The organism is Streptomyces sp. WAC05292 (genome assembly GCF_003949955.1).
In the GTDB taxonomy this organism is placed as follows: domain Bacteria; phylum Actinomycetota; class Actinomycetes; order Streptomycetales; family Streptomycetaceae; genus Streptomyces; species Streptomyces globosus.
Genome location: NZ_RPSE01000400.1, coordinates 1 through 5552 on the forward strand (window position 1 = coordinate 1; position 5552 = coordinate 5552).

4 protein-coding genes are annotated in these 5552 nt (G+C 76.5%); 2 read left to right on the forward strand and 2 right to left on the reverse strand.

Translation table 11 applies throughout. The features are described from left to right. Nucleotides 1-63 precede the first annotated feature (63 nt). Entirely contained in the window at nucleotides 64-1065 is a 1002-nt protein-coding gene (locus EF903_RS27735; protein ID WP_125547697.1) for an isopenicillin N synthase family oxygenase, read from the forward strand. 88 nt (nucleotides 1066-1153) lie between these two features. Here the strand turns inward: EF903_RS27735 and EF903_RS27740 are convergent, their stop codons facing one another. Next, nucleotides 1154-2419 (reverse strand): serine/threonine-protein kinase, encoded by a 1266-nt coding sequence (locus EF903_RS27740; protein WP_125547699.1) that lies wholly within the window; start codon nucleotides 2417-2419, stop codon nucleotides 1154-1156. 150 nt (nucleotides 2420-2569) lie between these two features. Then, complete coding sequence (locus EF903_RS27745) at nucleotides 2570-4384, reverse strand: serine/threonine-protein kinase (RefSeq protein ID WP_125547701.1); 1815 nt, start codon at nucleotides 4382-4384, stop codon at nucleotides 2570-2572. 446 nt (nucleotides 4385-4830) lie between these two features. Here EF903_RS27745 and EF903_RS27750 point away from each other — a divergent pair. Next, nucleotides 4831-5552: FHA domain-containing protein (locus EF903_RS27750; RefSeq protein WP_148142586.1), on the forward strand; the 722-nt coding region annotated here is incomplete at its 3' end.

Below are 5552 nucleotides of genomic sequence, written 5' to 3' on the forward strand. Positions count from 1 at the left end.
CCCCCTCCGCTGCCCCGCCACCACCGGGGAACAGGACCCCGTGACATCCGAAACGGAGCCGTCATGCCGTCCGCGCACTCCCTCCCCGTCATCGATCTCTCCCAGGCCGACGACCCCGCCCTGCGGCCCGGGTTCCTGAAGGAACTCCACGGCGCCGCGCGGGACACCGGCTTCCTCCACCTCACAGGGCACGGGATCTCCGAGGCGGAGAGCGCCCGCATACTGGACGTGACCAGGGCTTTCTTCGCCCTGCCCGAGGCCGACAGGCTCGCCGTCAGCAATCTGAACTCGCCGCACTTCCGCGGCTACACCCGCATCGGCCACGAGCTGACGGGCGGCGCGTCCGACTGGCGCGACCAGCTCGACGTGGGCGCCGAGCGCCCCGCCCCGCGGCTGGGCCCGGACGACCCGGCCTACCTGTGGCTGGAGGGGCCCAACCAGTGGCCGGAGGCCCTGCCCGAGCTGCGGACCGTCGTCCTGGACTGGCAGAGCCGGCTCGCCGCGGTGGCGCACCGGCTGCTCCAGGAGCTGCTGGCCTCCATCGGCGCCCCGCACGACTTCTTCGACGCGGCCTTCGCGGACCGCCCGCACCTGCACACCAAGCTGATCCGCTACCCCGGGTCCGCCCCGTCGGGCGCCGACCAGGGCGTCGGCGCGCACAAGGACTACGGGTTCCTGACGCTGCTGCTCCAGGACTCGGTCGGCGGGCTCCAGGTCGTCAGGGACGGCGGGTACGTGGACGTGCCGCCGATGCCGGGGGCGTTCGTCGTCAACCTGGGCGAGCTGCTGGAGATCGCGACGGAGGGGTACCTGACGGCGACCGACCACCGGGTGGTGAGCCCGCCGGGCGCGGTGGAGCGGTTCTCCGTGCCGTTCTTCTACAACCCGCGGCTCGACGCGGTCGTGGAGACGGTGCCGGGCGACTACCTGCGGTCCGCGCCGGGCCTGACGCACGACGCGTCGAACCCGCTGCACGCCGAGTACGGGCGCAACGAGCTGAAGGGGTGGGTGCGGGCGCACCCGGAGGTGGCCCGCCGCTGGCACCCGGAGCTCGTCGGCGCCTGACCGGCGGACGGGAGGCCGGGCCACCGGGTCCGGCCGCCGCCCGGCGGGGCGGCGGCCGGACCCGGTGGCGCCTCAGGGCAGGGGCGCCTCAGGGCTTCGGCGGGGCCGAGTTCTTCGACGCCGGCGGCTGGGGGCGGTCGTCGCCGTCCGAGGAGGCCAGCCAGCCGCCGACCCCGACGGCGGCGGCGAGGGCGACCGCCCCGGCGGACAGCGCGAGCCGCCTCCGGCGCACGGTGTCGGCCCGGTGCCGCGCCGACCCCGGCCGGTGCCCGCCCGCGGGCCGCGGCACCCGGGCGGTGCCGAGCGCGCCGCCGGCCAGCTCCTCGGGCCCGGGCACGCGCATGGAGGTGTGGGTGTCCCGGTTGGAGTCCGTCGCCGAGCCGGGCACCAGGGGGACTGCCCCGCGCCGCCGCGCGGGCGCCGCGGGTGCCTCCCCGGACTGCTCCGGCTCGGGCTCCGCGTCGTCGGGCTCGTCCACGTCCAGCGGGGGTATCCCCGCCAGCATCGGCAGCAGGTCCCGCAGCCGGGCGGACAGCTCGGAGGCGCGCAGCCGGGAGGCCGGCCCCTTGGCCAGGCACTGGACGATCAGCTGCCACAGCTCCTCCGGGATGCCGGGCAGCGGCACCACGGTCTCGGTGACGTGGCGGCGCAGCACGGCGCCGGGGTGTCCGCCGCCGAACGGCGTGAACCCGGCGAGCAGCTCGTACAACACGGTCGCGAGGGCGTATATGTCGACGGCCGCGCGCGGCGGCAGCCCCTCGACGATCTCCGGGGCCAGGTAGTCGGGGGTGCCGATGATCCGCGTCGCGGTGGCGGAGGCCCGCCCGCTCCCGCCCGCGGCGGCCCCGATGCGCTTCGGGGTGTCGATCAGCTTGGCGACGCCGAAGTCGGTGAGCAGGGCCGGGTGCGCCCCGCCGGGCCCGAGGGGGCCCTGCATGTCGAGGAGGACGTTCTCGGGCTTCACGTCGCGGTGGACGACCCCGGCCGCGTGGGCGGCGGCGAGCGCGTCCGCGACGTCGGCGGTGATCGCGACGGCCGCCTCCGGCGCGAGGCGGCGCTCCCGGTCGAGCCGGGTGCGCAGGTCCGTGCCGCGCACCAGGTCCATGACCAGGGCGAGGTCGTTGCCGTCGACCACGAGGTCGCGGACCGAGACGATGTGCGGGTGGTCCAGGCCGAGCAGCGCGCTGCGCTCCTGGACGAAGCGTCCGACCAGTTCCTGGTCGGACGCGAGGTCCTCGCGCAGCAGCTTGACGGCGACGGGCCCGTCGGGCCCCTCGCCGAGCCACACCGTGCCCGCGCTTCCGCGCCCCAGGATCTGGTGCGCGGTGTACCGGCTGCCGATTTTCCGTGCCACGACTGCTCCCTCAGCGGCTGGCGTACGGCACCAAAGCTATGCGGTCGCGCGGCCGCCCGGCGCCGCGGAACACGGTGACCTTCACTTCTGCGGGCGAAATCACGTCCGGGATGTCGACAAATCCACGAAGTCGGGTCTTCGCGGGCCCGTTCAGGGGGTGCCCGCGCCCGTTCCGCCGCCCGTGCCCGCGGCGTCGCCGAGGGAGGCGACCCAGTCGACGATGCCCGTGCCCCAGCTCCAGAGCTGGTCGAACCAGCCCTTCCCGGTGCCGATCCACGACTGGAGCGGGGTGAGTTCCCAGACCAGCCAGCCCGCGACGAAGAAGACCAGGATCATGACCAGGCAGCCCTTGAGGCAGCCGAGGCCGGGGATCCGGATCGGGTTCGCGCTGCGGCGGCGCGGCTCGCGGGGCTCCCGGGGTTCGGGGGCGGGCCGCTGCGGCGGCGGGGCCTGCTGCGGCTGCTGCGGGGCCTGGGGCTGCCGGTACGGCTGGGCCTGCGGCGCCGGCTGCTGCTGGCGGTAGGGCTGCGGCGGCGGGGGCGCCTGCTGCGGCTGCGGGTAGTACGGCTGCTGGGGCGGCTGCTGGTACTGGGGCGCCTGGGGGTGCTGCTGCGGCGGGTACTGCGGCGGCGGCGCCTGCCGGTACTGCGGGGGCTGCTGCGGCCGCTGGGGCCGCTGCTGCGGAGGCGGCGGGGGCGCCTGGCGCTGGGGCCGGCGGCGCAGCGGGTCCTCGCTCGGGTCGAGGTAGTGCACCTGCGTCTGCTCGTTGCGGTCCCGGGCGGCGCGCATCTGCGTCTGCCACGGGTGCGGCTGGTCCGGCCGCTCCACGGGCGGCATGACCGAGGTGGCGGCCGCCTCCGGAACGCCGTCGCCGGGGCCGCCCGTGCTCGGCAGCACGGTCGTGGCGTCGGCGGCGCCGACCGGCGGCAGCACGCTCGTCATCGCGTTGGGGTCGTACGCGCCCTCCTGCCCGGCGGCGGCCCGGCCGGGCAGCACCTGCGTGGCGTCCGCGGCGCCGGGGGCGGCCGCGGGGGTTTCGGGGACGGGCGCGGGCGAGGGGTCGGGAGCGAGCAGCGCGCCGACGCCGAGGGCGGCCTCCACCTCGGCGGGGGCGCTGTGGACGCCGATGCCGGAGGCGACGACGCGCAGGCCGCGGGCCAGGTTCTCGGCGCTGGGGCGCTCGCCCGGCTCCTTGCGCAGGCAGCGCTCGATGACGATCCACAGCGGCTCGGGCAGGCTGGGCGGGCGCTGCGGGTCCTCGCTGAGGTGGCGGTGGAGGACTTCGAGCGCGGTGGCGCCGGCGAACGGCGGGCGCCCGGTGACGAGTTCGTACAGCAGGATGCCGGCGCCGTAGATGTCCACGGCGGAGGTCTGCGGGCGGCCCTCGGCGGATTCGGGGGCGACGTAGGCGGGGGTGCCGACGAACTCGTGGGTGCGGGTCAGGCCCGGGGAGTCGGCGAGGCGGGCGATGCCGAAGTCGGTGAGCATCGGCTTCATGCGGCCGTCGGCCTCGTCGAGCAGGACGTTCGCGGGCTTGAGGTCGCGGTGGACGACGCCGTCGGCGTGGCTGGCGGCGAGCGCGTCGGCGATCTGGGCGGTCAGCAGGGCCGCGGCGACCGGGGTGAAGGGGCCGTTCTCCCGGATGTAGCGGTGCAGGTCCGGGCCGTCGACGAGGTCCATGACGAGGGCGAGGAGGTCGCCCTCGACGACGAGGTCGCGGGTGCGGACGATGTTGGGGTGGGTCAGGCGCAGCAGGACGGAGCGCTCCCGCAGGAAGCGCATGACGATGTCCGGGTCCTGGGCCAGCTCCTCCTTGAGGACCTTGATGGCCAGGGTCTCGCCCGGCTGGCCGGCCACGGCGGCCTCGGCGCCGGCGGTCTCGCGCTGGCGGGCTCGCCAGACGGTGCCCGTGGCGCCGCGCCCGAGCGGCTCCTCGAGCAAGTACTTGCTGCCGACTGGCCGCACGTCTCGCGCTCCCTGCTGTCGTGGTGGGTGGTGCATGTCGTTGGGTATTGCGGCCCACTCTAGGGGGTGTCCTCCGCAAAGACGCCGGGCGGCGGCGGTTGGTTGCCGCACATATGTGCGGAGTGTGATGTTCGCGGCGTATGCCGGAGGCGATTTTCCGCGGCGGAGGGCCGCTCTCCTCGGGTTTCCCCGGGGAGCGCGTCCGCAGGGGTGCGCCCCTTGCGCCGGACCCCGGCCATTCAAGATCATTTATCGGTGGGTGCCGGGCGTGTCGTCCGCAACAGGTGCGAGGATGCACCCGTGCGGAAGCGGGGGCGGGGAGCCCGCGCTCCCGCGCAGACCTGACCGGACGACGCGCCGTGCCGGGTGGGGGGCCGGGCGGGCTCGTCCGCCGTCCCCGCCGGGCGCACGCACCGCGCACCGCGCAGAAGGGACCGCTGACGGCGATGCAGATCCGGCTGACCGTCCTCGGGTCGCGCAGCGGCCACCAGACCGTGCCCGCCGGCTGTGACGTCCTCGTCACCGCGCCCGCCGGAACGCCGCTCTCCGCGGTCGCCTCCGGGCTCGCCGCGACCGTCGGCGGCCCCGACACCGGCGGTACGGCGGCCCTGTACGCGGGCGAGCGCCGCCTCGACCCGCAGCGCCACGTCCTCGGCGAGCCTCCGCTCGTCGACGGCGCCGTCCTCGGCCTGCACGGCCCCGTCCCGGACGCCGCCCCCGACGGCGCGGAGGGCGCCCAGCTCCACGTGGTGGCCGGGCCCGACGCGGGCGGAGTGCACCTGCTGCACCCGGGCATGATCCGGATCGGCCGCTCGGCCGACGCCGACGTCCCGCTCGACGACCCGGACGTCTCGCGGCTGCACTGCACGGTGACGGTCCTGCCGGACGGGCGCGTCGCGGTGGCGGACCTGGACTCGACGAACGGCACGACGCTCGACGGCGCCGAGGTCGGGCGCCGGCCCGTGCCGCTGCCGCCGGGCGCGCTCCTGCGGATCGGGGAGTCCACCCTGCGGCTGGCGGAGGGGGCGGCGCCGCCGCTGCCCCTGGTACCCGACCTGGAGGGCCACCTCCGACCGGCCGGCCCCGCGCCGTCCGCCGCGCCCGCGCCCGCGCAGCCGTGCGGAACCGCGCACTCGGCCGCCCGGCAAGCCCCTGCCGCCCCCGCGGC

What these genes read in the sequence shown, in the direction of transcription:
- EF903_RS27735 (WP_125547697.1), top strand. Translation starts at nt 64, where the DNA reads ATGCCGTCCGCGCACTCCCTCCCCGTCATCGATCTCTCCCAGGCCGAC.